Raw genomic sequence first — 26,089 nt, 5'->3', positions numbered from 1 at the left:
ACGAAGAAAGGAGATCACCATGAAACAGAGATTTTTTATTTGTAAGCATTGCGGAAACCTCATCGCCATGGTGAAGGACACGGGTGTGCCCGTGGTCTGCTGCGGCGAGAAGATGCACGAGCTGATCCCCGGCACCACCGACGCATCGATGGAAAAGCACGTCCCCGTCTATACCGTCGAGGGGAGCACCGTTCATGTCAAGGTGGGCGAGGTGGAGCATCCCATGCTGCCGGAGCACTACATCGAATGGATCTCCATTCAGACGAAGCAGGGCAACCAGCGCAAGGAGCTGCATCCCGGCGAAAAGCCGGAGGTGTGCTTCGCCCTGTGCGAGGGCGATGAGGTGGAGGCCGCCTACGCTTACTGCAACCTCCACAGCCTCTGGAAAAAGTAACCCCCGTGTTGAAGGAAAGCCCTTACATTTGAGAGCAGGACGATGCTCTTGTTTTCAGAACGGACCGATCAAAAACAGCGAATGGTGACCGGCCTGCAATGAGCAATCCATTTCACCGCAAATAATCATTGAGCCGTGCAGCGCCGTTCGCTCTGCCTGAGAACAGGCAGAGTTCGTAGGGGCTGTGCGGCTTTTTGTATCAACGCAAGGGCAGGGAAAAAGCGCGGGGAGCACCCTTGCCAATATTGCTTCCGCCGGGGACAACGATATTGTAAATGCAACAGTTGTTTTTACAGAGTTCTGATATACTACTATTAAACAACGGCAAGGCCAAATACGACAGGAGGACAACGCCATGATCGACAAGAAAGCTTACCAAAAGATGGACTACGCGCTGTGCCTGCTCAGTGCCCACGCTGACGGAAAAGACAGCGGCTGCATCATCAATTCATTCCATCAGGTGACCAGCAGCTTCCCTGCAAAGTTTACCATTGCCGTCAATCGCGAGAATGTGACCGCCGCAGCGGTCGAACAGGCGGGCAGCTTCTGCGTAACGCTGCTCGCCCACGATGCGCCCGCGGCGCTCATCAACGATTTCGGCTACCGCTCCGGCCGTGTCGCGGATAAGTTTTCCCCATACGAGGTCAGACGCGATGAGGTCGGAAACCCCTACCTTACCGACAGTATGGTCTCCCGGGTATCCTGCCGTGTAATTGACCGGCTGGAGATCGGAAGCTACACGCTCTATGTCGGGCAGGCGACGGAGGCAGAGGTGTTCGGCAGCGGCGAGGTGCTGACGCTCAACGCCTACGCCGCGCGGGGCAAGGCTGTACCACCCACCGCCACGGTGTACCGCGAAATGGTCGGCGGCGGCTTCAAATGCAGTGTCTGCGGGTACATCCACGAGAGCGAAACATTACGCGATGACTTCATCTGTCCCATCTGCCGCGCCACGGCGGACAAGTTCGTCCGACAGAACTAAGTATTTGGAACCGCATTGTGAAAGAGAAAGGAGTGTTTTATGAATTACATCGCCATGATTCAAAACCGCAGATCCGTGCGGGCCTTCCGCGGCAAAGAGGTGTCGGGCGCAACGCTTGCCGAGCTGCGCACGCACTATGAAAGAAACTGCCGCCGTCTGATTCCGGAGATTGCAACAGAGCTTGTAATTCTTGATGCGGACGCGCAGAGCGCACTCGAGGGCGCGGCCGGGTACCAGCAGTTCCTCATCGGCGCGCCGCACTATCTGATGCTCCTCAGCGCCCCGCATATCCACGCAGAGGAAAACGCGGGCTACATGATGGAGGAACTGGTGCTCAAACTCACCGAGCTTGACATCGACAGCTGCTGGCTGACTTTCACTGACAGCGCACGTATCAAAACCGCCCTTGGGCTGACCACACCGCTGGAGGTCGCCGCCATCGTCGCCTTCGGCTATGGGGAAAAGACGCAGAAAAAACTGCGGCTGAATATTCTGAATATGTCAACGGTCGATGTGACCGTCGAGCGGCAGTACTTTGCACCGAAAAAGGGTATCAGGGAACTGGTCAATGTAGATACCTGGGGCAATAAGGAGGGGCTTGACGAGATGCTGGGCTTCTACGATGATATGCTCTGGCAGGCGTTTTACGCCGTATCCCTCGCACCGAGCTATCTCAACCGTCAGCCCTACGGCTTTCTGGTAAGAGATCATGAGATTATCTTCGTGCAGATATCCGACCCCTATACCGACGGCACGGATGCCGGTCTCGACGCCGGCATTGCCCTGCTGCACTTCGCGGCGGTCGCCGCTCAGCTGCTTGGTGAGGGACGCTGGGAGCTGGACCCGGAGGGAGTCGAAGGTGTTCCGGAGGGTGGCCGCGCGCTGGCACGCTATTGGATGTAACTGTGCTGACGAGAATAGAAAGGTATGCTCCGCGTAATGACATCAGACGTAAAAAGCAGGAGAACAACCCAACACGCACATCCAGATCATCCCTACAGGCACTATGAATATTGAGCGAGGAGGAATGAAGATGAGTTCCATGCGTATCAAATCCAGAGAAAATCCAAATCTGGAGATCTCCGTGTTTCGCGGACATTTTGCGACCCGCCACTCCCACAACAGCCACTACCTTGATATCACCCGCATGAAGCATGAGTACGGCATGGCGGCTGATGCGGCCGGTATCCTTGTGCAGCACTACATCTATGAGAAGCAGATCGACACGATCGTCTGTATGGACGGCAGCGAGGTCATCGGCACGTTCCTCGCAGGGAGGCTTGCCAAGAACGACCGCTTTGCCGTGAACTCCGGCAGGAACGTCTGCATCGTCACGCCCGAATATGACTCCAACGGCCAGCTCATCTTCCGCGACAATCTGGCGGGCATGGTTTCCGGTAAAAACGTGCTGCTTCTGATCTCCACCGTAAACTCCGGTAAAACGGCGCGCCGAGCGATGGAGTGCATCGAGTATTACGGCGGGAGCCTGCAGGGGATCGCCGCGGTATTCAGCGCGATTGCAAAGGTGGACGAGGTGCCGGTGATGAGCATCTTCTCCCCCGAGGACATCCCCGGCTATATGACAAGCCTTGTGCCTGACTGCCCGCTGTGCAGAGCCGGACAGAAAATCGACGCGCTGGCCAACAGCTATGGCTTTTCCGCTCTGAAATGTAATGACAATATGAAATAACCTGCGGACTTGCAGTTCATCCATTGTATATGTTTTAGGGAAGAATCAGCCCAAAACTAGAGAGGAGTGCAGAATGAGGCGGATTATCACTGTGGGTCGTGAATTCGGCAGCGGAGGACGGGAGATAGGACGAAGGATCGCAGAAGAACTGCAAATTGCTTACTACGATCAGGAAATTATTACGGAAATCGCAAAAAGAACAGCGCTGTCCGAAGCATATATCCGGCAGATAGAGGAGAAACGTCCTGTTGTGAGTTTCCCAATTCACATTGGACACAGTTTTTATCTGAGTCCAGATCCTACGTTCCATCCGGATTTGTCCATCTACACGAAGCAGCATGATTTGCTTCACGAACTTGCGCGAAAGAGTGATTGCGTTATCGTTGGCCGCTGTGCGGACTTTATCCTCCGAGATCAGAAGCCCATTCGTATTTTCTTTTATGCAGATATGCCGAGTAAAATCAAGCGCTGCATAGACCGCCGGCCAGTAGACGAGAACCTGAGCGAGGCTCAGATGAAAAAACGGATTATGGAAATCGACCGGAGCCGCGCACAGTATTATTCCTTCTTCACTGAGCAGAAGTGGGGAGCGAAGGAAAACTTTGACCTGCTGGCAAACACATCCGGCACTGACATTAAAAAGATGTCTGAATCCTTATGTAGTTACATTAGGGCTTATTATTAACGAATAAGTGAACTTGCATATAATTAGCACACAGTATTGCAGGTAAAGGCTTTTCGCAGGCGGAGAGATCGTGCGAAAGATAAGGTGATGCTCGAGTGTCTGTACAGTATAGCCTATATAGCGATCTCGAACATTACTGCAACTCTCCACCTGCGCCGGTTCTGGTGCAAGAGGTGTCTTTTGATGGCAAAGTACGCTTAAAAGCAAACTCAGACTCCTCACCGCCTGTGAGCAGGAAAAAAAGCCGCCAAAGCTGGCGACTTACAACAATTCTATTATATCAGAAGAATTCGTGTCTTACAAGCGATTTCAACTAAATATGCAAAAATCTATGTTTTGCATCGTGTCGCTTTGTTGATTTTATTGATTTTTCCGCTTGCCAATAAGGGCTTTCTCTGGTATGCTTTAAGTACAGAAAGGGTGAGTCCAATGAAGAGTTAAGTTCCCCTGTTGGAAGCTGATCCGATAGGGAAGATGGCTCCGAAGGTGTCAATGAGCCGCACTCTTAACCATGCAGCGTCACTCACGCAGAAGACCGTAACACGGCACTTGAAGAACGTAAGAGTGAAAAATGGAGCAGGTGGCATTCGGCGTCATGGCAAACCAAGACCCGCCCACGCAAAACGATCCAAGGAGAACTGAATATGAGAGATCCCAATATTCACGAAGGCTGACCCCTGATCGCAGTACCACGGAAACGCGATCGGGGGTCAGTCGTTTTTTAGCGTCATGAGCACTGCACAGCCACGCACAAAAAGTTCCGGACATCCTCGGATGTCCGGAACTTCTTCGTAATTATATCGATTACTTATTCCTGCTCAGAGGGTGCAGCGTCCTGTGCTTCCCTATAAAAAGCGAGGTAGCGGTCCAGATAGACCTTATTGACTACTGCTGTTATCGTATTGCGGAGAAGATCCTTCTCGTCGGACTCCGTTTCCCCAATTCCCTGCATCGCAGGCGCAACTCCAAATGCCGCACCGAGCATATTCTCAAACTCATCGCAGAAATAATCGTAGGCAGTTTGGATTTCATAGTTTTCCGCTTGAATGCTGAACATCAGTCGAAGCCCGTCCAATGGAACGACCGGTTTCACCGCCGCAATGAACATCAAGCGCGCAAGCTGCTCTGCCGAGTAGAGTTTTTTCCGGGGGGCGGGAAGCAGCTTATGCTTGACGTAATTACTTGCCATGGATGCCGTCAGTTCCACCTCCCCCAACGGCGCAAGGAAAGAATTGACGTAGCGAACTGTCTGCTCCAGGTACAGCCCCACATCAGGGATCTGTTCATAACGCGGCAGACGGAATCCGGAGATATCCTCCCTCATTCTGTTTTTCAGTTCCTTTTTCATGCTGCTATTATATATCGCCAACAAAGAGAATTCAACAGCTATTCAAAACATATTTATAAGTTATTGAAAAACCGTTGACAACAGTTTGATAATCTGATAGTCTCGTTTATATCGGTTTTTCAAAAACCGATAACAAGTTTTCAACAACTACGGAGGAAACCATATGAACAGGATTCGAATCGTTGCAGACTCGAGCTGCGATCTTATCACCTTGGATGAAGTGAGTTTTGTCAGCGTGCCGCTTACCATCCGCACGGAAACGCAAGAATTCCGCGATGATGCTTCGCTTGACGTTGAAACAATGGTAGATACCCTTCGCAGCACAAAGGGGCGCTCCTATAGCGCCTGTCCGAGTGTTGCTGACTGGGAGCGGGCCTTTGGAGAAGACGATGATGTTCTTGCCTTTACGATCACCAGCGGGCTCTCAGGAAGCTTTCGAGCGGCCTGCGCCGCAAAACTGAACTGCGAGGAGAACAGTCCATCCCGAAGAATATGTATCATAGACTCCCTTTCGACCGGCCCGGAGATCGTCCTTTTCATAGAAAAAGCGGTTTCTGAATTATCGGCAGGTGCGGACTTTGATGCCGTTTGCCGTTCTGTGCAGGACTATCAGCGTCGCACGCACCTGATTTTCGCACTGGAATCACTGCACAATCTTGCACAGAACGGGCGCGTGGGCAAGCTTGCGGCCGCGGCGGCAGGAATGCTCGGCATCCGCGCCGTGGGAACGACAAGTGATGAGGGAACGCTTGACCTGCTGGGCAAATGCCGCGGCAGAAAAAGAGCGGTAGATTTTCTTCAGGAAGAAATGGAACGGCTCGGGTATACAGGCGGCTGCGTCCGAATCGGGCATTGCAGAAACACCGACTCCGCAGGAGAACTTCGCACAGCGATTCTTCACCGCTTTCCGGGTGCAAATATCCGGATTTATCCCCTTCGGGGACTTTGCAGCTACTATGCGGAGTGCGGCGGTGTTCTTGTTGGATTTGAAGCATGAACATGCGACAGAACAGCAGTCGATCTCAAAAAGGCGAAAAAGCAGGAAGGAAAAGTCTCTCTTGAAAAGGCCCCTATTGTCATGTATAATGGAGCCACAGAAGATACTCCGGATAAAGCACAGCAAGGACTATTGACAGAAAGGGGGATGCCGCCATGTATATTATTGATTGCATCACGTCCGGCTTTGCGCGAACGCGATATTGGCACAGCCTCCATGAGAGAAGCTGTCAAAATCGAACCTGTTTTAGAGGCGCGTAAGCTGGACCGAACGGTCTGCTTGCGCGCTTTTTCTATCCTCTCACCAGAGATGTATCCAAAAGCGTGCTCTCGTCAGAACGAGAAGATCAAACTGCACCGCCCATCACTTTTTTCATTGAGATCAGGCAGCGCGAAGGAGGCAGAAAATGCAGACGGCATGACATCAGAAAATGCCAGTAACAAGAACAGCGGAGCGCCCGAAAGTCTATCATTGTTCCTATTGCCGCCTTACCACAGCAGCGGCGCCTTTGGGACGATGAAGCCCCCTCATACAGTTCCGCTGTATCAAACACATAGAATGCTATAGAAGCCCTCCCTGCTCCGTTCATGCCTGTTCTTTTCTCAAAGGGAAAAGTGCGGACATACAAAAGAGAACAAGGAGGGCTGATTTTATGATAATTGCCATAGGAATGATCGTAAGGGATCTACTGTCCGCGCATCCGCTGACAGACTTTCTGGACAACGCAGAGAAATACGGACACGCTCTTGACCGTATGATCGTAGTGTATTCTCATCAGGCGGATTCCAAGGCAGTTGAGGAACTGCGGAGCAGGACAAACCTCTCTTTGATCAAGCTCCAGAGCAATGAGCGGGCTCATCTGATCATGAAGGAGATTGGCGTCCGGCATTCTTCCATCCATCAGCTTTTGTACTGCCCTCTGATCGATGCCCACGGTCTGATCCCCTACGGCTTCAACCGGAATCAGGCACTGATGGAGGCGATGTTCACAGGCACGGACTATCTGATTTTTGTGGACTCCGATGTGCGGCCGGAGGTGCTGCGCAAGACGCCGGACGGGGCGGTTCAGTCCGAGGAGATCGACTTTATCGGCGCACATCTGCATGGATTGTCTCTGGGAGCTGATGTTACCAGCAGCGATTACAGCGGCTATAACATCCTGCCTCCGGCTTCGTTTGACGGTATGAAGGACCTGCTCTGGGGACTTCACAAGGAATCTATGGCAGATTTCTGGCAAAACAGTGAGGCTCATCGCGGACTTGTTATTCAGGAAGATCAAAACGCCGAGCCGCAGCCCACCACAAAGGTTTTAGGCGGAAACCTTGGCATCCGCATGAGCGCACTGACAACGCTGCCGCCGTTTTTCTCCCCCTACTATTTCTATAACAGGACGCCGCTTCTTGCCCGGGGAGAAGATACCCTCGTGGGAATGGCCGCGTCCCAGAGCCATATCAGATGTCTGGACATCCAGACACCTATCTTCCATGACACCTACGGAGATTATCCCAAGGTTCCGGATCTCCGGAATGACAGCCGTGTCCGGGACAGGCTCTACTATGCCTGTACCGGCTGGATCGGGCGCAACGTATTTTTCCGCTGGAAGACCGGACATACCCCCTCTGAGTTTACCCAGAGAAACCGCCAGCTGGCAGCAGGCGCAAAGGCACTGGCCCGCTATACAAACGACAGGCGGTTTTTGTATCTTCCGGATATTCAGTCTGCGGCGGAATCGTGGCTGCCGGATATGATCGGACAGTATCAGAAGTCGAAGGAGGCATGGAACGAACTGACAGAAAGGTGGTTTGGACGATGAAAGTATTGCTGATCAACCATTTTCCTCTGGAGGGCTCCGGAAGCGGCACCTACACCAAAAACATCGCGCTGCATCTGCGTAAGCGCGGCCATGAGGTCTGCGTCATCTTCCCGGAAAACCGGCCGGTGCTGATGCTTCCCGGCATCCGTATATTTCCCGTGATGTTTTCAACGGGAAAAGCGTCGTGGAGCTCGCTGCCCTTCAATTTTCCCTGCTTTACCACCCATCCCCAGAGCCGGACTACCTTCGCGGATCTCAGCAGCGGCGAACTGGCGCAGTATCTTACGCTCTTTTCCTCTGTCCTGCGGCAGGCGGTGCGGGAGTTTCAGCCGGACGTCATTCATGCCCAGCACGCATGGTGTCTTTCCTGGCTTGCCTCTCTGTGCGATATCCCGCTGGTTGTCACCATCCACGGGACAGACCTCATGGGCTGCAGAAAATGGCCGGTCTTCCGCGGCTTTGCGGAGGAGGCGATTGCGGGCAGCGCAAAGGTGCTTGCCATTTCACAGGACAACCGGGATCTTGCCATTTCCGTGCTGCCCTCCTGCGCGAACAGGCTGTTGCTGCTGCCCAACGGCTATAACGAGGACATCTTCTATCCGGAAGAAGTAGACAGAGAATCGCTTTTTGACTCGCTGGGTCTGCCTTACCGCGGGGAATACATTGTATTGTTTGCCGGAAAACTGGCGGAATTCAAAGGTGTGGATACGCTGCTGCGGGTGGCACACCGTTATGAGCGACTGACGGAACGGGAGATCGTCACCCTGATTGCCGGAGACGGCGAGGAACGGGAAAAGCTGTCGGATCTCCACAAGCTGCTGGGTCTGCGGCATACCTTCTTTCTTGGAAATCAGAAGCAGGATGAGTTGCGGCGACTCTACAACGCGGCGGACGTGTTCGTCATGCCCTCCCGCCGCGAGCCTTTCGGCCTTGTCGCTTTAGAGGCCATGGCCTGCGGACTGCCTGTCGTAGGCTCCAACGAGGGCGGGCTGCCGGAATTTATCAACAGTTCTGTAGGTACACTGGTTTCATCGAATGACGAGGACGCCTTCTGCGGCGCGATTTTAGAGGAACTGGCTCACAGCAGAGAAGCCCCGGAGCGGCGGGCGTTTGTCGCCCGGTATGCCCGCGAGAACTTCGCACAGGAGCTCTTTGTGACAAAGCTGGAGGATGTCTATGCTTCCGTGCTTTCCTAATACGCGCAGGAGGAGCGAAACAGTATGAGAAAAACCATGATCATTCCCACCTACTGGTGCCGCAGAACCGGCGAGCTGTGGCAGGAGGGGGACGCGGTCTATGACCATCCCACGCCGGTGGATCAGGAGGGGACGCTGGAACGCACCCTGCTCAGCATGAAGCAGTTCCATGAAAAGGACTTCAAGCTGGTGATCCTGATCTGCCCCACCACGCCGGAGGTGGAGGAGGAAGCCTACGGGCAGGTGCTCCGCATCACGCGCAGAGCACAGCTGAATGCGGAAACCTATCTTTTCACGGCAGGCGACCTGCGGGAAATGACCGACATTCTGCACACAACAGGGCTGACTGACCAGGGAGCGAAGCTCCTGTCCATGTTTGGCTACTCCAACGTGCGCAACATCTGCCTGCTGGCGGCCTCCATTCTGACGGCGGACGCCGCGCTGCTGATCGATGATGACGAGGTGTTTGAACTGCCGGACTTCGTGCCGCGCTCTCTGGAGTTTCTGGGAAGACGGGTCTACGGCGACATTGTCCACGGCGTGGCGGGCTACTACCTCAACAGCAAAGGGCAGTATTATGATGACGTGAAACCGGAGCCGTGGATGACCTATTGGGATCGCTTCGGCTGCAAGGCACGGGCCTTTGACCAGATCATCGGCAGTGGGCCGCGCCTCAAACGCACACCCTTTGCCTTCGGCGGCGCCATGATCCTGCACCGGGAGCTTTTTGAGTGCGTGCCCTTCGATCCCCTTGTGACCCGGGGCGAAGATGTGGACTACCTCATCAACAGCCGGATGTTCGGCTTCAGCTTCTTTCTGGACAACACCTTGTCCATCAAACATCTGCCGCAGCCCAAGTCCCACCCCCAGTGGAAACGTCTGCGGGAGGATATCTACCGCTTTGTGTACCAGCGGGCAAAAATGGCAGGGCAGAGAACAACGGGGAATCTGGTTCACGTCAGCCCGGAGGACTTTGATCCCTATCCGGGGGAATTTCTCAAGCCGGATTTGGAGGAGAAGATCTACCGAAGCAGCATGATGCTCTCCGCACAGTACCTTGCGGAGGGCGATTCTGATGCCGCCATGGAGGCCATGCGCAACGTCTACCTTGCCAAGCATGATGCTCCGCCGGTCTTCGACGCCTTCCGCGCTTATCTGGAAACCCAATCACAGTGGGAGAAGCTCATCCATCTTGTGCGGCAGGAGCGGTACGCCGTCCGGGCTGTGCTGGAACGGCACAACGTCTCCGCGCCGGAGATCCATCTGGACAGGGAGCACCGCCGGAAGCTCACGCAGGAAGAGCTGTTGACTGTACTGGCAAAGCTTCCTGTATTTTCCGTTTTTACGGAACAGGAGCGCGCGATCCTCCATGATTACTGCCATGTGAAAACCTACTATGAGCATGAAACGGTTTTTACCAGTGGGGATCATAATGAGGAGGTCTGTCTGGTACTCAAGGGAAAGCTCCGACTGGTGGCCAACCGGGAAGCAAGCAGCGGCTCCGCGCCGCTGGAGATTGCGTACCTCACACAAGGGAGCTTTCTGGGGGAAAATTGCCTTTCCCAAAGCGTGTTCCGCCTCAGCGGAACAGCGGAGGAATTCACCGAGCTGCTGTGCATTTCCAAGATGCGGTTAAAGCGCCTTCTGAACGAGCATCCCGCCATCGGCGTCAAGCTCCTGCAATGCTTCCTCGCAAGCCTGTCCGAAAAGATCAACCGCTCCAACGATCTTAGGAAGGAAACGGCCGCATACGACTACAACGCAGTTGATATGCCCGCAGATGTCTGAATTCATTGGGTTCTGTGGGAACAGCACTTTGGGAACTTTTTCCTGTATGTTCTCGTCTTATCTGATGAAAGATCAGCCCACATACGATTTGAAAAGAGGTGTATGAAATGAAAAAACAGATATCCCTCCTGCTGGCAGCACTCCTGCTCCTTACCCTGCTTGTCGGCTGCGGCGGCTCGGGTTCCGCAAAGCCCGCAGCAACCGGCTACGCCTATGATACAGATGCGTCCACCGCGCCGGAAGCGCCCATGGAACAGGATAGCAAGTTCAACATCACAGCTGTCGTGGCGGACGATGCTCTGCGCGACGCAAAGATGATCTACCGCGCGAACATTGACCTGCAAACCACCGACTATGAAACAAGCGAAGCGGCCATCAGCAATCTCGTGCGGTCCTTCGGCGGTTACTTTGAGAGCCGCAGCCTCAGCAATCGCTCCAGCGGCTACCGGTACAGCGACTGCACCGTGCGTGTTCCTGCCGAGAGCTTTGAGAGTTTCTGCAATCAGGTCGGCGAGATGTGTCATGTGGTCTATATGTCCTCCAGCGCGGAGAACATCACCGAAGCTTATTATGACACCGACTCCCGCCTGAAAACTGCGCAGATCAAGCTGGAGCGTCTGCAGAATCTGCTTGCCAACGCGGACAACATGGCGGACATCATCACCATTGAAAGCGCCATCAGCGAAACGGAATATGAGATTGAGTCTCTCTCCGGCACACTGCGCCGCTATGATGCGCTGGTGGGCTACGCCACCATCTACATGACGCTCAGCGAAACGTACAAACTCTCGGAAAACAGCGCCGCGCCGCTGACCTTCGGTCAGCGTGTTTCCCGCGCCCTGTCAGATGGTCTGCGTGACGCCGGCGTATTCTTTGAGGAACTGATTATCGGCCTTGCCGGTATGTGGGTGTTCGTGCTTGTGGCGGCTGTGCTCGTTGTGCTTCTCATCCGCGCTGTACGGAAGCGCGTCCTCCGCAAGAAAAAGAAGGATGAACCTTCTTCACCGGAGAATCCGAATCATGACCAACCTCAAAAATGAGAATTACCCACAAGCAATATCTGACGCAGGCGTCATAGCTTTGACCTTGAAAGCGGACAAGTGCGGCTGCAACAAAGCCGCCGCAGTGCGGTTTTCATGCCGTGCTTTGATTATTAGGAGGATCTGCCAATGGCATGGACACAGGAACTCAGGCAGAGCGTTAAGCTCGCTGCGCTGCCTTTGAGCGCCATCCCGAAAAGGGAGTATTAAAAGAGCGGGTAAAGATAAAGCGGTGCTTAAAGTCTTATTGTAAGACTCGTTTTTCCTGAGCATACCTCAAGCGGGGCGGTCGCATTTCAAAGACAGCCGCATTTGCCGGCGGGATACTGAACATTAAGCCCATAATTTCCGCCACTGACGGTGAAATACACCTGCTTGGAAAAGCGCGCAGCTCTAAGATGGGAAACAATCTGCTCGTTCAGGAGATTACAAGGTGGGCGGCATTGATTTCAGCAAGCCGGTGCTGCTTGGCTACAGCGGACTCTCTGACGCGCTTTTATTGAAGTACATCGAGGACAGCCGCCACATCTGGGAGGACAATCTGAAGGAGGTCCACTACACAACGGTGGGCAGCGTGATCGGAACGCACCTCGGACCCGGCGCCGTTGTGGTGGCATTCTTCAAGAACAAATGATGCGCCAAATATGCCGGTGGGCAAGCACAGTCTGTGCTTGCCCACCTTATCTTACTTGAAAGCGCCGTTTTTCGCTCAGTCGTCTGTGCGCTGCTTGGAATCGGAATTTTGAGATGTTTCCGGCACAGTCTCGGACTCCTGACGGGAAAACCAGTCGGTTTTCTTCCCGATAATATCCCCGGATACTGCATCGACCTTGTAGGAATACGCACACTTGTCCGTGTAGAACTCCAAGATATAGCAGGGTTTGCCAGAATTGCGGCTCAGCTCCTCCCTGGTGAACACGATCTTCTGTGCTGTTTCATCCAGACCCGCATCATCTAATGCGATCTGCTTTGCCTTCTCCAAGCCGATAAATTCAGGTGCAGAGGGAATGATCTTATCGCAGGTCTTATCCATAATCACGCCCAGAACAGCGTCGATTTTGTAGGTCCAACGAGCAGAGGCACTTTCAAAGGCGAAGTAATAGTAGGGCGACTTGATGCCGCCGGCAACCAGCGTTTCCTCGGTGAAGGTGACCTTTTCGCTGACACCGGCATCGTCCAGTGCGATTTTCTTCGCGTCCGCCAGAAGAATGAAGTGGTAAGCCTCCATGATGCTGCCGTCCTTGGCATCCACCTTGTAGGAATACTGCTTCTTCGCGGTGTAAAACTCCAGGATGTAGCAGGGCTTGCCGGAATTGCGGCTCAGCTCCTCTCTGGTGAACACGATCTTTTGCGTGGCATCATCAAGTCCCGCGTCCTTCAGGGCGATCTGCTTTGCCTCCTCCAGAGAGATGAAGTCCGTTGTCACGATCTCTTTCTGCTGCTTCTCCAACACATTGCCCAGCACCGCATCAATGCGGTATGTCCACTGTGTTTTTGCATCGGCAAAGACGAGCCGGTAGTAAGGCGTTTTGATGCCGCCGCTCACAAGGGTTTCCTCGGTAAAGCTGACTTTATCCTTGCATCCGGCGTCATCCAGGGCGATTTTCTTCGCGTCGGCAAGGGTGATGAACTTTCCGGCGTAGATGATGCTGCCGGTCTTTGCATCGATCTGGTAATGATACTGGTTCGTTCCGGTATAGAACTCCAGGAGGTAGCAGGGCTTGCCCTGATTGCGGTTCAGTTCCTCTCGGGTGAACACGATCTTCTGCGTGGCTTCATCCAGTCCCGCGTCCTTCAGGGCGATCTTTTTCGCCTCCTCCAAAGAGATGAAGTCCGTTGTCACGATCTCTTTCTGCTGCTTCTCCAACACATTGCCCAGCACCGCATCAATGCGGTATGTCCACTGTGTTTTTGCATCGGCAAAGACGAGCCGGTAGTAAGGCGTTTTGATGCCGCCGCTCACAAGGGTTTCCTCGGTAAAGCTGACTTTATCCTTGCATCCGGCATCATCCAGAGCGATTTTCTTCGCTTCGGAAAGAGTTATAAATTTCCCGGCGTAAATAATGCTGCCGCTCTTTGCGTCGATTTGGTAGAAATATTGATTTGTCCCGGTGTAGAACTCCAGCAGGTAGCAGGGATTGCCCTGATTGCGGCTCAGCTCCTCTCGGGTGAACACAATCTTCTGCGCCAGCTCATCAAGCTTCGCGTCCTTCAGTGCAATCTTCTTTGCTTCCTCCAAGGAGATGAACTTCGATACACTGACAGAAGAAATGCCGGAGACCTCTTGGAATTTAAGGAGCTCGTCCAACGACATGCGGGAGACCTCGTCCGTGGGCAGCCCGGTTTTATTTGCTGCGGTAAGGATCCAGTCGGCGCGGCCAAGGGAAACATGGAATTCCTCGGCGATCTTCGCCACTTCGGCGTTTTCCGTCAGTTCGGAGTGGAAAACCAGCGTGCCGACGGCATCGGTCTGCTCCAAGGCCTTCCGGATCTTCGCGGAGAGAGAGGCTTTTAGCTCGGCATTCGCATCAAGACGGGAATCAAAAGAGATCAGAACAGTCGCTTCGCCATTTTCCATATATCCGCAGGCCTCGTAGGCGGCGACTGTGCGCGTTAGAGCGGTCTCGACGCTCTGCTTTCCCAACGCAACATCGCTGAGCGCATTTTCCGCATCGCTGTTCAAGCAGCGAACATTCTTAACGATCCCGCTTTTGGCAATCGTATATTCCACGCTGGGGTTGACATCCATTGTGAAGGTGCCGGCTGTCGCATTGCTTCGGATGGCATTTGCAGCGATGCCGGTGCAGAGAACCAGTGCAAGGCAGGCAGCCATGATTCCAAGCTTGGCCCAACCGGGCTTTCTTTTGGTATTTGCTTCGCTCTCTGCGTCAGCAATGAGCTCGTCATTGATCTTTCCGATCGAACGAAGAAGAACTTCGGTTTTCATAGCATAATTCCCTCCTTTTCAAGAAATCGTCTTAATTCGTTTCTCATACGGAAAAGCAAAGACGTCACCTTGCTCTCGCTCATTCCGTATGCGTCCGCAATATCCCGTATCGCGTAGAGATGGTAGTATCTGCGGACAAAAATGTTACGGTTCAGTTTGGGCTTTGCATACAGGAAGCGGTCAATGGCGGCAGCCAGCTCATTTTCTTCGACGGTCTGCTCCACAGTCGTTTCCGAAGGAACGCAGGCTTCCAGCTCAGACAGCGCGAGGACTACTTGTCCGTGTCCGCGTTTTTCGGCAGTATACCGCTTATAACGGTTCAGAGCGAGGTTGCGCGTGATTTTCCCTAAGTAGATCGACAAACGGTTCGGACGCTGCGGCGGAATTGAATTCCATGCGCCGAGGTATGTATCGTTGGAACATTCCTCCGCATCCTCTTTGTTACGCAGTATGTTATATGCGATCATGTGGCAGTAGCTCCCGTACTTTTCTGCGGTGGCGGCAATCGCGCTCTCGTTACGCGCCCAGTACAATTCTATGATCTCATGGTCTCTCATTGCGCCCTCCTTTCTCTCTGCGTAAAGGCCTTTCACCTATATAGACAACAAAAATCGTCTTTCATTGCGCGGACGGGAAAACTTTTTACAAATTTATCATATCATGCCGGAGCGGCGATTTCTACCGGCCTTAGACCAAGAATCACAGCATGGGCATTGAAAAAGCTAATGCAGTCAACACACATCTATCGGGCATCTGGTGTTGCAGTTTATAAAAGGAAGAAATACGCAGTTTGCGGCAAAGGTAGAGCTGAATTGCCAGAGCCAGATTTCGCCTGCCGCTCATTCCGTCCCGTCGGAATCTTGTTGGGGAGTGCCTTCCCTGCGAAGATAGGCGGTAAACCCGGCCGATTTGGCGTGCAATGTAATTCTTCTGCCTCTAACAAATCCCACGGCTTTTTATGCTGGTACGAAGCAGGTGGTGCCGGAGGACGGCATCAATCTGAACCGTGCGTTTCCCGGAAATGCCAAAGGCAGCCTCTCCGCACGGTTGGCTGTGGCACTGGAGAATGCCCTATACCCAGTAGCTGACTTTCTGGCAGACCTTCACGGGGGGGATTATAACGAAGTGCTTCACCCGTTGGTATTCTTTCCCACGTCTGGAGATGCGGCAATCAACCGTACATCTTTGATAGCAGCTCAGACATTGACAGTTCCTTACCGTGTGCGATCCTCTGCACGGAACGGACTTTACAGCTGGGCAGTTCAGAAGAATGTCCCTGCATTGCTGATCGAGCGGGGAGGACGGGGAATATCAATATTCTTACGAAGAACAATGGTAGCCAAAAGATTTTCCGGTCATATTCCGAATGTATCAGCTAAATCTCGACGGTAATGAAAGTCGTGTCTAAAAAATATTGGGAAACTTCTGCCGTGCATTTTATAGAACCGGGATTGTAATGGAAATAACATTTAATTTATAAATAGGTGCTTAGCAAACTCAACCCCGAAGGCTGTGCGGCGGCGGAGCGCAGCGGTATTGCAAATTCCCATGCCATCCGCTATAATGAGCGTTAAGGAAAGGGCGGTGAGCAGGATGTATCGGGTGGCGGTTTGTGAAGACGAAAAAAATCTCCGTGAGGACTTGTGCGCACAGTGCGCGGCGATCCTGTCGGAGCTGCAGATAGAGCATACGGTCACGCCCTATTCTTCAGCCGAGGAACTGGAGGCAGCTTTTTCAGCGGGTGCGGAGTTCTCACTGCTTTGTCTGGATATTCTGATGGACGGCAAGACCGGCATGAAGCTGGCGCAGGAGCTGCGGGAGCGGGACGACAGGACCAGCATCCTGTTTATCACCGGTTCCACGGAGTTTCTCAAGGACGGCTACAGCGTCCGCCCCATCCAGTACCTGCTCAAGCCGGTTTCCCGGGAAGATCTGGAGCAGGCGATCAAAACGGATTTGCGGTTATATCATCAGCCCCGCACCGTAACCTTCCGGGTGGCCGGCAGGACCTTTGTCCTGCCGGCAGAGGATATCCTCTGCGCTGAAAGCCGGGATCACGGCAGCGTACTCCACACAACACATGGCGAACAATTCATTCTCTGCCCGCTGAGCCAGATGCAGGAGTATCTGCCGAAGGATCGCTTCTGCCGCTGTCACAACAGCTTCATCGTAAACCTCTTCCATATCCGCAGGGTCAGCAGCCGGACAATATGCCTGACAGATGGAAGAGATCTAAGCATCGGACGGCGCTATGATGATCGGAACGGCGGAAAACCGTGCGTTCTATGACATTGCGATGCGATACAAGAACGCCGAGGGCAACTGGGTCGAGGTCGATGAAGCGAATTTCCCCACAGGCGGTGTGGAGGTGGTGCTTCCTTATCCCAACGGCACAGACAGCAAGGATACCTTTACGATAGTCCACATGCTTACGACTGTTGCCCGTGCCGGTGAACTGGAGCTCGTTTCGCACACGAAGCAGGCGGATGGCCTGCACTTCCGTGTGACCAGTCTGTCGCCCTTCGGCGTGAGCTGGGTGAAGTATGCTGCACCTTCGGGCGGCGGCTCGGGTGGCAGCGGCGGCTCGGGCGGAGGCATCTTTAACCCGGCCTACAACATCATGGTCGAAAGGACTATGAACGGCAGCATTACCGTTTCGCCTTCGTCTGCTGCCAAGGGCTCCACAGTAACCATCATGGTCTATCCCGACAGGGGCTATGAGCTGGAAATGCTTATGGTTATGGACAAGAAGGGCAGCGAACTCGATCTCAGAAAGTGGGGCGGCGAGTACAGCTTCATCATGCCTGCAGGCGATGTGACTGTCAGAGCCCGCTTCGTTGAGGAAGCTCCAACACAGAGCTTTGCGGATGTTTCCACGGACGCCTACTACTATGAGGCCGTCAAATGGGCTGCGAAAAACGGCATCACCGGCGGCGTCGGCAACGGTCTGTTCGCACCCGACGCTCCCTGCACCCGCGCGCAGATCGTCACCTTCCTGTGGCGTGCAGCGGGCAGTCCGGAGCCGAAGAATGCCAGCAGTTTCTCTGATGTACCCGCAAGTGCCTACTATGCGAGGTCGGTGGCTTGGGCAGTCGAGAACGGGATCACGACTGGCACGGGCAATGGAAGATTCTCACCCGATGCTACCTGTACGAGGGCGCAAAGCGTGACCTTCCTCTACCGTGCGCTAAGTACCAGGGCAGAGGGTACAGCGGAGTTCCGCGATGTTCCCAAAAACGCGTACTATGCGGATGCGGTGGCATGGGCTGCAGCAAACGGCATCACCACCGGCATCGGCGGCGGGCTGTTCGGTCCCGATAATGACTGCACCCGTGCTCAAATCGTGACCTTCCTGTTCCGCACCTACAACAAATAATCGTCTCGGTACAATACAGATGTGGGGCGGCGGTATTATTCCGCCGCCCCATATTCTGGTTTCGGGTCGATGAATGAAAGGTATTCTTATTTGTAAGAGGAAAACGCAAAAGCTCACTTATAGGGCAACCGTGTCTGTTTTCCCTAATTCCACATCAAATCTTAAATAGCCGAAAAGGCATATTCTATTGACAAACTCAATCTGCTCGGTTATAATATACCAGCAGTATATACTACCAGTATATCAGGAGGCATCAATGGAACGTACAGAGACTCAAATGAAGATCCTCGAAGTTGGGAAAAAAGAATTCCTGGAAAAAGGCTTCAAGGATGCATCTTTGAATAAAATCGTCGCAGAGGCGGGCTTCACGAAAGGCGCCTTCTACGGCTATTACCCGGATAAGGCCGCGCTTTTTGAAGATATTGTGGGCGAGGCAGCAAAGGGACTGCTGGAGCAGTTCAAAGCCGCACAGGCCGCCCATTTCGATCTTGTCTCCGAGGAAAAGACGAAGGACAGCCTGAAGCTGTCCACTGAGTATTTGCGCGTCTTTGTGGAATATATGTACGCCCATTTTGATGCCTTTAAGCTGATCCTCTGCCGGGCGGAAGGTACGCGCTATGCAAATTTTTTGGAGGAGCTTGTGGAACTGGAGGTAGAGTGCTCAGAGGAATACTACGCACTTCTCCGCAAAAGAGGAAAGCTCTCCGGAAAAATGACAAAGCAGCTTCATCACATGATTACCAGTGCCTATTTTACGGCGGTATGTGAGACGATTGTCCATGATATGCCCAAAGAAGAAGCTGTGCGGTATGTTGAGGAGCTTGCAAAGTTTTTCAACTCTGGCTGGGAAGGCTTGCTCCGGCTGGAATAATAAGTAATCATACAATCACTTTAATTTTTTGCACATGAGTTAGCGTACTCTAACTAAACAATATAAAATTGGAGGTCGTTTATTATGCGTAAAACAGATTCGAAGAAGCTGGAAACAAGGGACTTTATATCGGTGGGCATCTTTTCGCTCATCTATGCTGTGGTGGCGTTTGTGATTGGCGGTGTTGCGCAGATGACGCCGGTCACTTTCCCGTTTATGCCAATGATCGTGGCGCTCTTTACGGGGACAGTTTTCATGCTCTATGTGGCAAAAATACCGAAGAAGGGAGCTCTCTCCATTCTCGGTGTAATCGCGGCGATTTTGCTGTTTGTTACGGGAATGTTCTGGATGATGTCCGTATTCTTCCTGGTTTTCGGCGTGATCGCGGATTTTATCTGTGCTTCCGCTGATTTCAGATCCTTTAAGAAAAACCTGCTTGCCTACTGCGTCATGGCGCTTGCGCCGATGGGGGCATATATTCCGATGCTTGTCATGCCCGCGCAGTTTGATGCTTTTATGAAGAATAAAGGCGACTTCGCCTCCTTTGAAGGAGTGATTCATTCGATTGGGGCTACCTGGTGGGCGATCCCCGCAATGATTATCGGGACGATCGTCTGCGCGATCATCGGCGGACTGATTGGAAAGAAGCTTATGAAAAAGCACTTTGAAAAAGCAGGGGTCGTATAAATGAGACTCGACCCACGGACGAAGCTTCTGATTCTCGCGGTCACAAGCGTTTCCGTTTTTATGAATAAAAGCATCGCGGTGGAGTGTGTGCTTGCGGGGATTCCGCTTGTACTTCTGAGCGTTTCCGGCAATCTGAAAAGGATGCTGAAATACGCAGCATTTTTTCTCGCGCTTCTGCTGATCCAGCTTTTTATCGTACCGAGGCTGCCCGTGACTTTCGGCGGAATCGTCTATATGTTTGCAGTGTATATCCGCAAGCTTCTCCCCTGTTTTATGCTGGGCAGCTTTCTGATTGCAACGACAAGCGTAAGTAAATTTCTTGCGGCGATCACAAAGCTCCGATTGTCGAAAGGACTCACGATCGCTCTTGCCGTTACGCTCCGTTATTTCCCGACCATGAGAGAAGAGTGGGCCTCCATACGGGATGCCATGGCGCTGCGAGGGATATCAGCGTCCGCGGCTGGGCTGATTAGCCATCCCATACAGACGATGGAGCATGTCTATGTTCCCCTGCTTGTTTCTGCTTCCAGAATTTCGGACGAGATTACGCAGGCAGCGATTACAAGAGGCATCGAGCACACAGGTGAAAGAAGCTGTATAGAGGAAATCGCGTTCTCATTTGCTGATTTGCTGGTGGTAATTGCTTACGCGGCGGTCGTTGCCGGCATGGTATACGCGGGCATGAAAGGGGTGTTTTGATTATGATATCGTTTCAAAATGTCTCTTTTACATACGATGAAAGCGGGAACGGCGGAGTCCTTGATTTGAACCTTATTATCCGGTCCGGCGAATGCGTGCTGCTTTGCGGACCATCCGGATGTGGAAAAACAACAGTTACACGGCTCGCAAACGGACTGATTCCCCATTTCTTCCACGGCAATCTTTCGGGGCAGGTGAACGTAAACGGTATGGATACCCGGGAGACAGAGATTGCTGCGCTATCGGATGCGGTAGGGACGGTTTTTCAGAATCCTCGAACGCAGTTTTTCAATACGGATACAGACAGCGAGATCGTGTTTGGGCTTGAAAATCGGGGCATTCCGCGAGAGGCTCTGCGCTTCCGATTAGATGAACTTACGGAGGAGCTGCATCTTAGCGAGCTCCGGGGTCGAAATATCTTTGAACTGTCCGGCGGCGAGAAGCAGAAGATCGCGTTTTCCAGCGTGTATGCTTCGGCTCCCGATGTCCTTGTGTTTGACGAGCCATCATCCAATCTCGACATGAAGGCCATCGGAGAATTGGCTGATTTGATCCAACAGGCGAAAATATCGGGAAAGACCATTCTGATCGCAGAGCACCGCATCTGGTATCTGATGGACATTGTGGATCGCGTCGTTTATATGCAGGATGGCCGGATTGCATCGGACATGGAGGCTTCAGCGTTCAAGGCGCTGCCTGAAGCAGATATTCGCAGAATGGGACTGCGTGTCAGGGATCTGTCGGTATCCGAATCGGGCGGTGTGAAAACAATCGCTGCCGATGGATTGCTTTCCGCTCAGAAAATCAGCGTCCGTCTCGGCGGCCGGAATGTATTGAATGATATCTCTTTTCAGGCAAGCCGCGGAGAAATCATCGCCATTGCGGGCGTCAACGGCGCCGGGAAATCGACCCTCGCCAGAATGCTCTGCGGATTGCAAAAGAACGGCTCCGGTACTGTTTTGTGGACTGGAAAACCGATGAGCCGGCGGTTGAGACGGAAAAAGGCATACATGGTCATGCAGGATGTGGGACACCAGCTCTTTACCGACAGCGTGGCGGCAGAATGCGCGCTTGGCATAAAAGCTCCGAACAAAGACGAGATTGACCGCACATTAGAAAAGGTGGACCTGCTGGCGTATAAGGAACGGCATCCCTTGTCTCTTTCCGGCGGGCAGATGCAGCGCCTTGCGGTTGTGGTGAGCGATATCTGCGGCAAGGAGCTGCTGGTGTTCGATGAACCTACCAGCGGACTGGATCTGAAAAGCATGGAAGAGGTTGGCATCTTGACACGAAGCCTTGCGACGCAAGGCAAGGTGCTTTTGATCATCACACATGATATTGAGTTTATGATGCGGATTTGCACAAGAATACTGTTCATTCGGGACGGAGAAATCGTGAAGGATCTTTCCGGTGGGCAGAAAGAAAAGATTGTAAGACTTTTACGAGGTGAGGAATAATGGCGGGAAAAGAAAACTCGGCGATGACGATTCTGATGGATTTTGCGAAGCCGTGCAAAGGGAAACTGATCGGCTCCGTTGTACTTGCGGTTTTGGGGGCGCTTTGCGGCATGATCCCCTACATCGCGGTGTCCCGCGGGATCATTATGATCTGCCACGAAGACTATGCTTTCAGCAAGTTGGCGTTTCTGGCATTGATCGCTCTTGCGGGCTATCTCGGGCAGGTGTGGTTCGGAACTTTTTCTACAATGAAAAGCCATGAGTCTGCCTTTATCATTCTGCGGAATATCCGCATGGCGATAACAGAGAAGCTCTCCCGTGTCCCCATGGGAACGATCCTTGATACGCCGTCCGGGAAATTCAAAACGATCATCGTGGACACCGTGGAAAAGCTGGAGCTTCCGCTGGCGCATATGGTACCGGAGCTCACTGCCAACATCCTAATCCCAGTTCTAATACTCGTTTACCTCTTTAGCCTTGATTGGAGACTCGCGCTGATCTCTCTTGTGACGATTCCGGTGGGCGCCTTCTGCTATATGGGAATGATGAAGGATTACGAGAAGAGATATGCCAGAGTACTTGCCGCAGGGAAAAACATGGATGCCGCAACGGTGGAATACATCGGCGGCATCGAAGTGGTGAAGACGTTCAATCAGGGTGAACGCTCATATAAAAAATACGCTGACGCCGTGGCGGAAAACGAGACATCCAAAGCGACATGGTTCAAGCAGACCAACGGCTACTATGTGATGGGGCTTTCCATCCTGACGGCAACGCTTGTGGGCGTGCTGCCCTTGGGGAGCTGGCTCTTTATAAATGGAAGGGTCGAAGCGGGTACGCTGATTACCTGCATCATTCTCGCCCTTGGACTCGTAAAGCCACTGATTCAGGCATTGCAGTACACCGACAGCCTGGCCATGGTGGATTCCACCGTAAAAGAGGTAGGGAATCTTCTGGATGAGCCGGAGCTTGTGCGGCCGACCGAGAGAGCTGTCCTTGCGGACGCCGACGTATCCTTTGATCATGTTACCTTCCGATACAAAGAGACGGAGGTTTTGCATGGAATTTCCTTTGACTGCGCAAAAAACGGTATGACGGCCATTGTGGGTCCCTCCGGCTCCGGTAAATCTACCATTGCGCGGCTCATCGCCTCCTTCTGGGAGGCGGAGAGCGGCTGCGTCCGTATTGGCGGCGTGGACGTGCGGAACATTCCTCTCCCTCAGATAATGGAGCTTGTCTCATATGTATCACAGGATAACTTCCTGTTCCACCTGCCTATCCGGGAAAACATTCGCATCGGAAAACCGGAGGCCACAGACGCAGAGATCGAGGCAGCGGCAAAAAAAGCGAGCTGTCACGATTTCATCGCCGCTCTGCCGGAGGGCTATGATACGCTGGCGGGCGATGCGGGAAGCCACCTCTCCGGCGGAGAAAGGCAGCGTATCGCCATTGCAAGGGCAATCCTAAAGAACAGCCCGATCGTGGTGCTGGATGAAGCCACGGCATTTACCGATCCTGAAAATGAGGCCGTTATTCAAGCATCCATTGCAGGGCTTGTAGCAGGAAAAACTTTAATCGTCATTGCGCATCGGCTGTCTACCATTACAAAAGCAGACAAGATCCTTGTCGTGGATAAAGGAAATATCGCCGCGGAAGGAACTCATGAGGAGCTTCTTGAAACAAGCAATCTATACAAGGAATTGTGGAAAGCCCATATGCAGGGCAAGGATACCGCAGAGGAGGTGGCGTGATGATAAGGTTGTTTCAAAGACTTTTGTTGTTCTCGGGCTTACAGAAGAAGCGTCTTATCCGCTCTTTTCTTGCATACCTTGTCAGCTCATTCTTTGAGATGATCCCAATCATGGCCATTCTAACGGTGCTCACAGGAATCCTGAAGCAGCTTTCCGGCGATGTTATGCCTGAAAGCACAATCTGGATTTCACTTGGCATCATGATTGTTTCCATTGTAGGGCGAATTGTATTTGTCAATCTCTCTGCCAATGCCAGAACTCTTGGCAGCTTCGCGTTCGGGTCGGAAAAGCGCATGGAGATCGGCGAACGCCTGAAAAGGGCTCCTATGGGCTATTTCAATGAAAACAGGCTCGGTGATATCACTGCGGCGGTGACGACCACTCTTGGTGATCTGGAGCAGCAGTCCGTTACCATTATGGAAAATGTGGCGGGCGGGTTTATCCACGCCATCGTGATTGGCATTTGGCTTATGATCTATGAGTGGCGGATCGGGCTGATCTCTTTGGCCGGGCTTGCCGCGGCGCTCATCGTTTATTCGTTTATCGGCAAGGTCGGCAGGAAATACGCGCCCCGCCGTCAGGCAGCCCAGGCTGGCCTGGTCACTGCCGTTTTGGAATATGTGCAGGGCATGGGCGTAGTCAAGGCGTTTGGGCTGGCGGAGCGCACCGGAAAAGCAGTTGACGCCGCAATTGAGGAAAGCAAAGAGGCAAATATCGTGCTTGAAAAGGCGTTTTCCAAAATGACGGCGCTCTATCAGACGGTATTCAAGCTCGCACGGGCGGCTATTCTGGTTTTTGCGCCCTATCTTCTGGCAGGAGGAAGCATCACACCGGAGAAGTGCCTGCTGCTTCTCGTGTCCAGCTTCATGATCTATGCCGCCGTGGAGGTGGCGGGCAGTATGTCCTCCATTGCCCGCGCGGTGGAGGCTTCCCTGGACCGGCTGGATAACATCATGGACATTCCATCCCTGGACGAAAACGGGGCTGATCTTGTGCCGGAAAATTTCAATATCGAAGTGAAGAATATGTCCTTTGGATACGGGGAAAAGGAGGTATTACATCAAATCAGCTTAAGCGTACCCCAGGGAAGCTCCTGCGCCATTGTTGGTCCCTCCGGCGCCGGAAAAACCACGCTGGTCGGTCTGATTGCCCGTTTCTGGGATGTGAAGGAAGGACAGATCACGCTCGGCGGCCGGGATGTGCGGGAATATACCAGCGGCAGCCTTCTAAAGAATTTCGCCATCGTATTTCAGAATGTGTATCTCTTTGAGGACACCGTCGAGAACAATATCCGGTTTGGAAGACCGGACGCAAGCGAGGATGAAATCATAGCAGTCGCAAAGAAAGCCTGCTGCCATGACTTTATCATGACGCTGCCCGACGGTTATCAGACAAAGATCGGCGAAGGAGGCTCCAGCCTCTCCGGCGGAGAAAAGCAGCGAATCTCCATTGCAAGGGCAATTCTGAAGGACGCACCCATCGTCATTTTGGATGAAGCCACAGCCAGCGTGGATCCCGAAAACGAGCAGGAGCTGCAAAAGGCCATCCGGGAGCTGACAAAAGGCAAAACGATCCTGATGATCGCCCACCGTCTGTCCACCGTGCGCACGGCAGATCAAATCATCGTGCTGGAGAACGGCAGGATCGTTCAACGCGGAAACCATAAGGAGCTGATGCGCGAAGACGGCCTGTACAGGCGCTTTGTGGGAATGCGCAGCCAGGCAATCGGCTGGACGCTGAAAGGTGGGAAAGCACATGGATAGAAGGTTAGACAAAAGATACTTGACCGGAGCGGTATCTGCAATGGAAAAACAGTATGGCGCGGAAAAGACAGACGCGATCATAGAAGATGCATGGAGACGTTATGCGGAAATCGTAAATGAAAACGCCGACGAGCCGAAAAAGATGTATATGCATACGAGGAAACGCATCTATCCTGCCATCGCCGCCTTTGACGCCATGACGGGAAATGGAATCTCCCGTGAGGAAGCGGCGGCTTTTCTGAATAGATATTATGAAAAGCGGGCAGCGGGCGTTGGTTCAAAAATCCGAGGGGCAATGAAGATACCGGGTCTGTATAAGCTGGTGCCGAGGTTCTTTGCCAAAATGACAAAAAGCTCCTTTGGAGAGGACTGCGGTTTTCGGGCTAATTGGATACGAACAGAGCAAGAGGAAATGTGCTTCGACATGCTGGCCTGCCCCTATCAGGACACCTGTGTGAAATACGGCTGCCCGGAGATTGTGGCCGGCTTTTGCCGCGCGGATGACGAGGCCTACGGGCATATGCATCCAAAGCTCAAATGGGGACGGACAAAGACGCTCGGACAGGGCGGAGACTGCTGTGATTTTAGACTGACGATAGAGTAAT

General features: G+C 53.0%; 24 protein-coding genes and 2 pseudogenes. 23 read left to right on the top strand and 3 right to left on the bottom strand.

The window, feature by feature from the left end; all coding sequences use genetic code 11:
- Positions 1 to 19: 19 nt before the first annotated feature.
- The 5 genes from H8Z83_RS12385 to H8Z83_RS12365 all read left to right on the top strand — a co-directional run bounded on the left by H8Z83_RS12385 (position 20) and on the right by H8Z83_RS12365 (position 3,751).
- Complete coding sequence (locus H8Z83_RS12385) at positions 20 to 394, top strand: desulfoferrodoxin family protein (protein WP_187015331.1); 375 nt, start codon at positions 20 to 22, stop codon at positions 392 to 394.
- A gap of 355 nt (positions 395 to 749) precedes the next feature.
- Positions 750 to 1,376 (top strand): flavin reductase, encoded by a 627-nt coding sequence (locus H8Z83_RS12380; RefSeq protein WP_187015330.1) that lies wholly within the window; start codon positions 750 to 752, stop codon positions 1,374 to 1,376.
- A 39-nt stretch (positions 1,377 to 1,415) separates the two neighbouring features.
- Positions 1,416 to 2,279: a nitroreductase family protein gene (locus tag H8Z83_RS12375; protein ID WP_187015329.1), complete on the top strand. Its 864-nt coding sequence runs from the start codon at positions 1,416 to 1,418 to the stop codon at positions 2,277 to 2,279.
- Between the two features lie 130 nt (positions 2,280 to 2,409).
- Positions 2,410 to 3,066: a type I phosphoribosyltransferase gene (locus H8Z83_RS12370; RefSeq protein ID WP_243184982.1), complete on the top strand. Its 657-nt coding sequence runs from the start codon at positions 2,410 to 2,412 to the stop codon at positions 3,064 to 3,066.
- Positions 3,067 to 3,139: 73 nt separating this feature from the next.
- On the top strand, positions 3,140 to 3,751 hold the full coding sequence (locus tag H8Z83_RS12365; protein WP_187015328.1) for a cytidylate kinase-like family protein: 612 nt from the start codon (positions 3,140 to 3,142) through the stop codon (positions 3,749 to 3,751).
- An 808-nt stretch (positions 3,752 to 4,559) separates the two neighbouring features.
- On the opposite strand, the gene H8Z83_RS12360 is transcribed toward H8Z83_RS12365, so the two are convergent.
- Positions 4,560 to 5,075, bottom strand: coding sequence for a DUF1836 domain-containing protein (locus tag H8Z83_RS12360; RefSeq protein WP_187015327.1), 516 nt, complete (start codon positions 5,073 to 5,075; stop codon positions 4,560 to 4,562).
- A gap of 187 nt (positions 5,076 to 5,262) precedes the next feature.
- On the opposite strand from H8Z83_RS12360, the gene H8Z83_RS12355 reads away from it, so the two are divergent.
- The 8 genes and pseudogenes from H8Z83_RS12355 to H8Z83_RS19400 all read left to right on the top strand — a co-directional run bounded on the left by H8Z83_RS12355 (position 5,263) and on the right by H8Z83_RS19400 (position 12,567).
- A complete protein-coding gene (locus H8Z83_RS12355; RefSeq protein WP_187015326.1) occupies positions 5,263 to 6,096 on the top strand; it encodes a DegV family protein in 834 nt (277 codons plus the stop codon).
- 81 nt (positions 6,097 to 6,177) lie between these two features.
- The gene (locus tag H8Z83_RS12350; protein ID WP_187015325.1) at positions 6,178 to 6,663 is read left to right on the top strand and encodes a hypothetical protein; all 486 of its coding nucleotides are present in this window, start codon (positions 6,178 to 6,180) and stop codon (positions 6,661 to 6,663) included.
- Positions 6,664 to 6,748: 85 nt separating this feature from the next.
- Positions 6,749 to 7,909 carry a hypothetical protein gene (locus H8Z83_RS12345; RefSeq protein WP_187015324.1) on the top strand — a complete coding sequence of 387 codons (1,161 nt, stop codon included), beginning with the start codon at positions 6,749 to 6,751 and terminating at the stop codon, positions 7,907 to 7,909.
- Positions 7,906 to 9,105 carry a glycosyltransferase gene (locus H8Z83_RS12340; protein WP_187015323.1) on the top strand — a complete coding sequence of 400 codons (1,200 nt, stop codon included), beginning with the start codon at positions 7,906 to 7,908 and terminating at the stop codon, positions 9,103 to 9,105. The genes H8Z83_RS12345 and H8Z83_RS12340 overlap by 4 nt, the downstream gene beginning before the upstream one ends.
- Positions 9,106 to 9,129: 24 nt before the next feature.
- Positions 9,130 to 10,893, top strand: a complete 1,764-nt coding sequence (locus tag H8Z83_RS12335; protein WP_187015322.1) for a cyclic nucleotide-binding domain-containing protein — start codon at positions 9,130 to 9,132, stop codon at positions 10,891 to 10,893.
- A 107-nt stretch (positions 10,894 to 11,000) separates the two neighbouring features.
- Positions 11,001 to 11,933, top strand: coding sequence for a DUF4349 domain-containing protein (locus tag H8Z83_RS12330; protein ID WP_187015321.1), 933 nt, complete (start codon positions 11,001 to 11,003; stop codon positions 11,931 to 11,933).
- 284 nt (positions 11,934 to 12,217) lie between these two features.
- Positions 12,218 to 12,436, top strand: a pseudogene (locus H8Z83_RS19405) (DegV family protein); the annotation flags it as partial.
- Positions 12,367 to 12,567, top strand: a complete 201-nt coding sequence (locus H8Z83_RS19400; RefSeq protein WP_207732055.1) for a hypothetical protein — start codon at positions 12,367 to 12,369, stop codon at positions 12,565 to 12,567. The pseudogene H8Z83_RS19405 and the gene H8Z83_RS19400, both read left to right, overlap by 70 nt.
- Positions 12,568 to 12,642: 75 nt before the next feature.
- Here H8Z83_RS19400 and H8Z83_RS12320 read toward each other — a convergent pair whose 3' ends face one another.
- On the bottom strand, positions 12,643 to 14,880 hold the full coding sequence (locus H8Z83_RS12320; protein WP_187015320.1) for a PepSY domain-containing protein: 2,238 nt from the start codon (positions 14,878 to 14,880) through the stop codon (positions 12,643 to 12,645).
- Positions 14,877 to 15,437 (bottom strand): RNA polymerase sigma factor, encoded by a 561-nt coding sequence (locus H8Z83_RS12315; protein WP_187015319.1) that lies wholly within the window; start codon positions 15,435 to 15,437, stop codon positions 14,877 to 14,879. The genes H8Z83_RS12320 and H8Z83_RS12315 overlap by 4 nt, the downstream gene beginning before the upstream one ends.
- 349 nt (positions 15,438 to 15,786) lie before the next feature.
- Between H8Z83_RS12315 and H8Z83_RS12310 the strand changes: the two are divergent.
- The 10 genes and pseudogenes from H8Z83_RS12310 to H8Z83_RS12265 all read left to right on the top strand — a co-directional run.
- Positions 15,787 to 16,272: pseudogene (locus H8Z83_RS12310) on the top strand (M14 family metallopeptidase); the annotation flags it as partial.
- Positions 16,273 to 16,482: 210 nt separating this feature from the next.
- Positions 16,483 to 17,169 (top strand): LytR/AlgR family response regulator transcription factor, encoded by a 687-nt coding sequence (locus H8Z83_RS12305; RefSeq protein ID WP_187015317.1) that lies wholly within the window; start codon positions 16,483 to 16,485, stop codon positions 17,167 to 17,169.
- Positions 17,132 to 18,256, top strand: coding sequence for an S-layer homology domain-containing protein (locus tag H8Z83_RS12300; RefSeq protein WP_187015316.1), 1,125 nt, complete (start codon positions 17,132 to 17,134; stop codon positions 18,254 to 18,256). The genes H8Z83_RS12305 and H8Z83_RS12300 overlap by 38 nt, the downstream gene beginning before the upstream one ends.
- A gap of 256 nt (positions 18,257 to 18,512) precedes the next feature.
- Positions 18,513 to 19,127 (top strand): TetR/AcrR family transcriptional regulator, encoded by a 615-nt coding sequence (locus H8Z83_RS12295; protein WP_187015315.1) that lies wholly within the window; start codon positions 18,513 to 18,515, stop codon positions 19,125 to 19,127.
- An 84-nt stretch (positions 19,128 to 19,211) separates the two neighbouring features.
- Positions 19,212 to 19,814 carry an MptD family putative ECF transporter S component gene (locus tag H8Z83_RS12290; protein WP_187015314.1) on the top strand — a complete coding sequence of 201 codons (603 nt, stop codon included), beginning with the start codon at positions 19,212 to 19,214 and terminating at the stop codon, positions 19,812 to 19,814.
- Positions 19,815 to 20,513: an energy-coupling factor transporter transmembrane component T family protein gene (locus tag H8Z83_RS12285; protein WP_187015313.1), complete on the top strand. Its 699-nt coding sequence runs from the start codon at positions 19,815 to 19,817 to the stop codon at positions 20,511 to 20,513.
- A 2-nt stretch (positions 20,514 to 20,515) separates the two neighbouring features.
- Entirely contained in the window at positions 20,516 to 21,970 is a 1,455-nt protein-coding gene (locus H8Z83_RS12280) for an ABC transporter ATP-binding protein (protein ID WP_187015312.1), read from the top strand.
- Positions 21,970 to 23,721: an ABC transporter ATP-binding protein gene (locus tag H8Z83_RS12275; protein WP_187015311.1), complete on the top strand. Its 1,752-nt coding sequence runs from the start codon at positions 21,970 to 21,972 to the stop codon at positions 23,719 to 23,721. Before H8Z83_RS12280 ends, H8Z83_RS12275 begins: the two co-directional genes overlap by 1 nt.
- On the top strand, positions 23,721 to 25,484 hold the full coding sequence (locus H8Z83_RS12270; protein ID WP_187015310.1) for an ABC transporter ATP-binding protein: 1,764 nt from the start codon (positions 23,721 to 23,723) through the stop codon (positions 25,482 to 25,484). The genes H8Z83_RS12275 and H8Z83_RS12270 overlap by 1 nt, the downstream gene beginning before the upstream one ends.
- A gap of 40 nt (positions 25,485 to 25,524) precedes the next feature.
- Positions 25,525 to 26,088 carry an L-2-amino-thiazoline-4-carboxylic acid hydrolase gene (locus tag H8Z83_RS12265; protein WP_243184980.1) on the top strand — a complete coding sequence of 188 codons (564 nt, stop codon included), beginning with the start codon at positions 25,525 to 25,527 and terminating at the stop codon, positions 26,086 to 26,088.
- Position 26,089: the final 1 nt, after the last annotated feature.

Source organism: Dysosmobacter segnis, assembly GCF_014297285.1.
GTDB classification, from domain to species: domain Bacteria; phylum Bacillota; class Clostridia; order Oscillospirales; family Oscillospiraceae; genus Oscillibacter; species Oscillibacter segnis.
The sequence above is the reverse complement of the archived record's forward strand: the minus strand, read 5'-3'. Positions and strand labels throughout refer to the sequence as shown.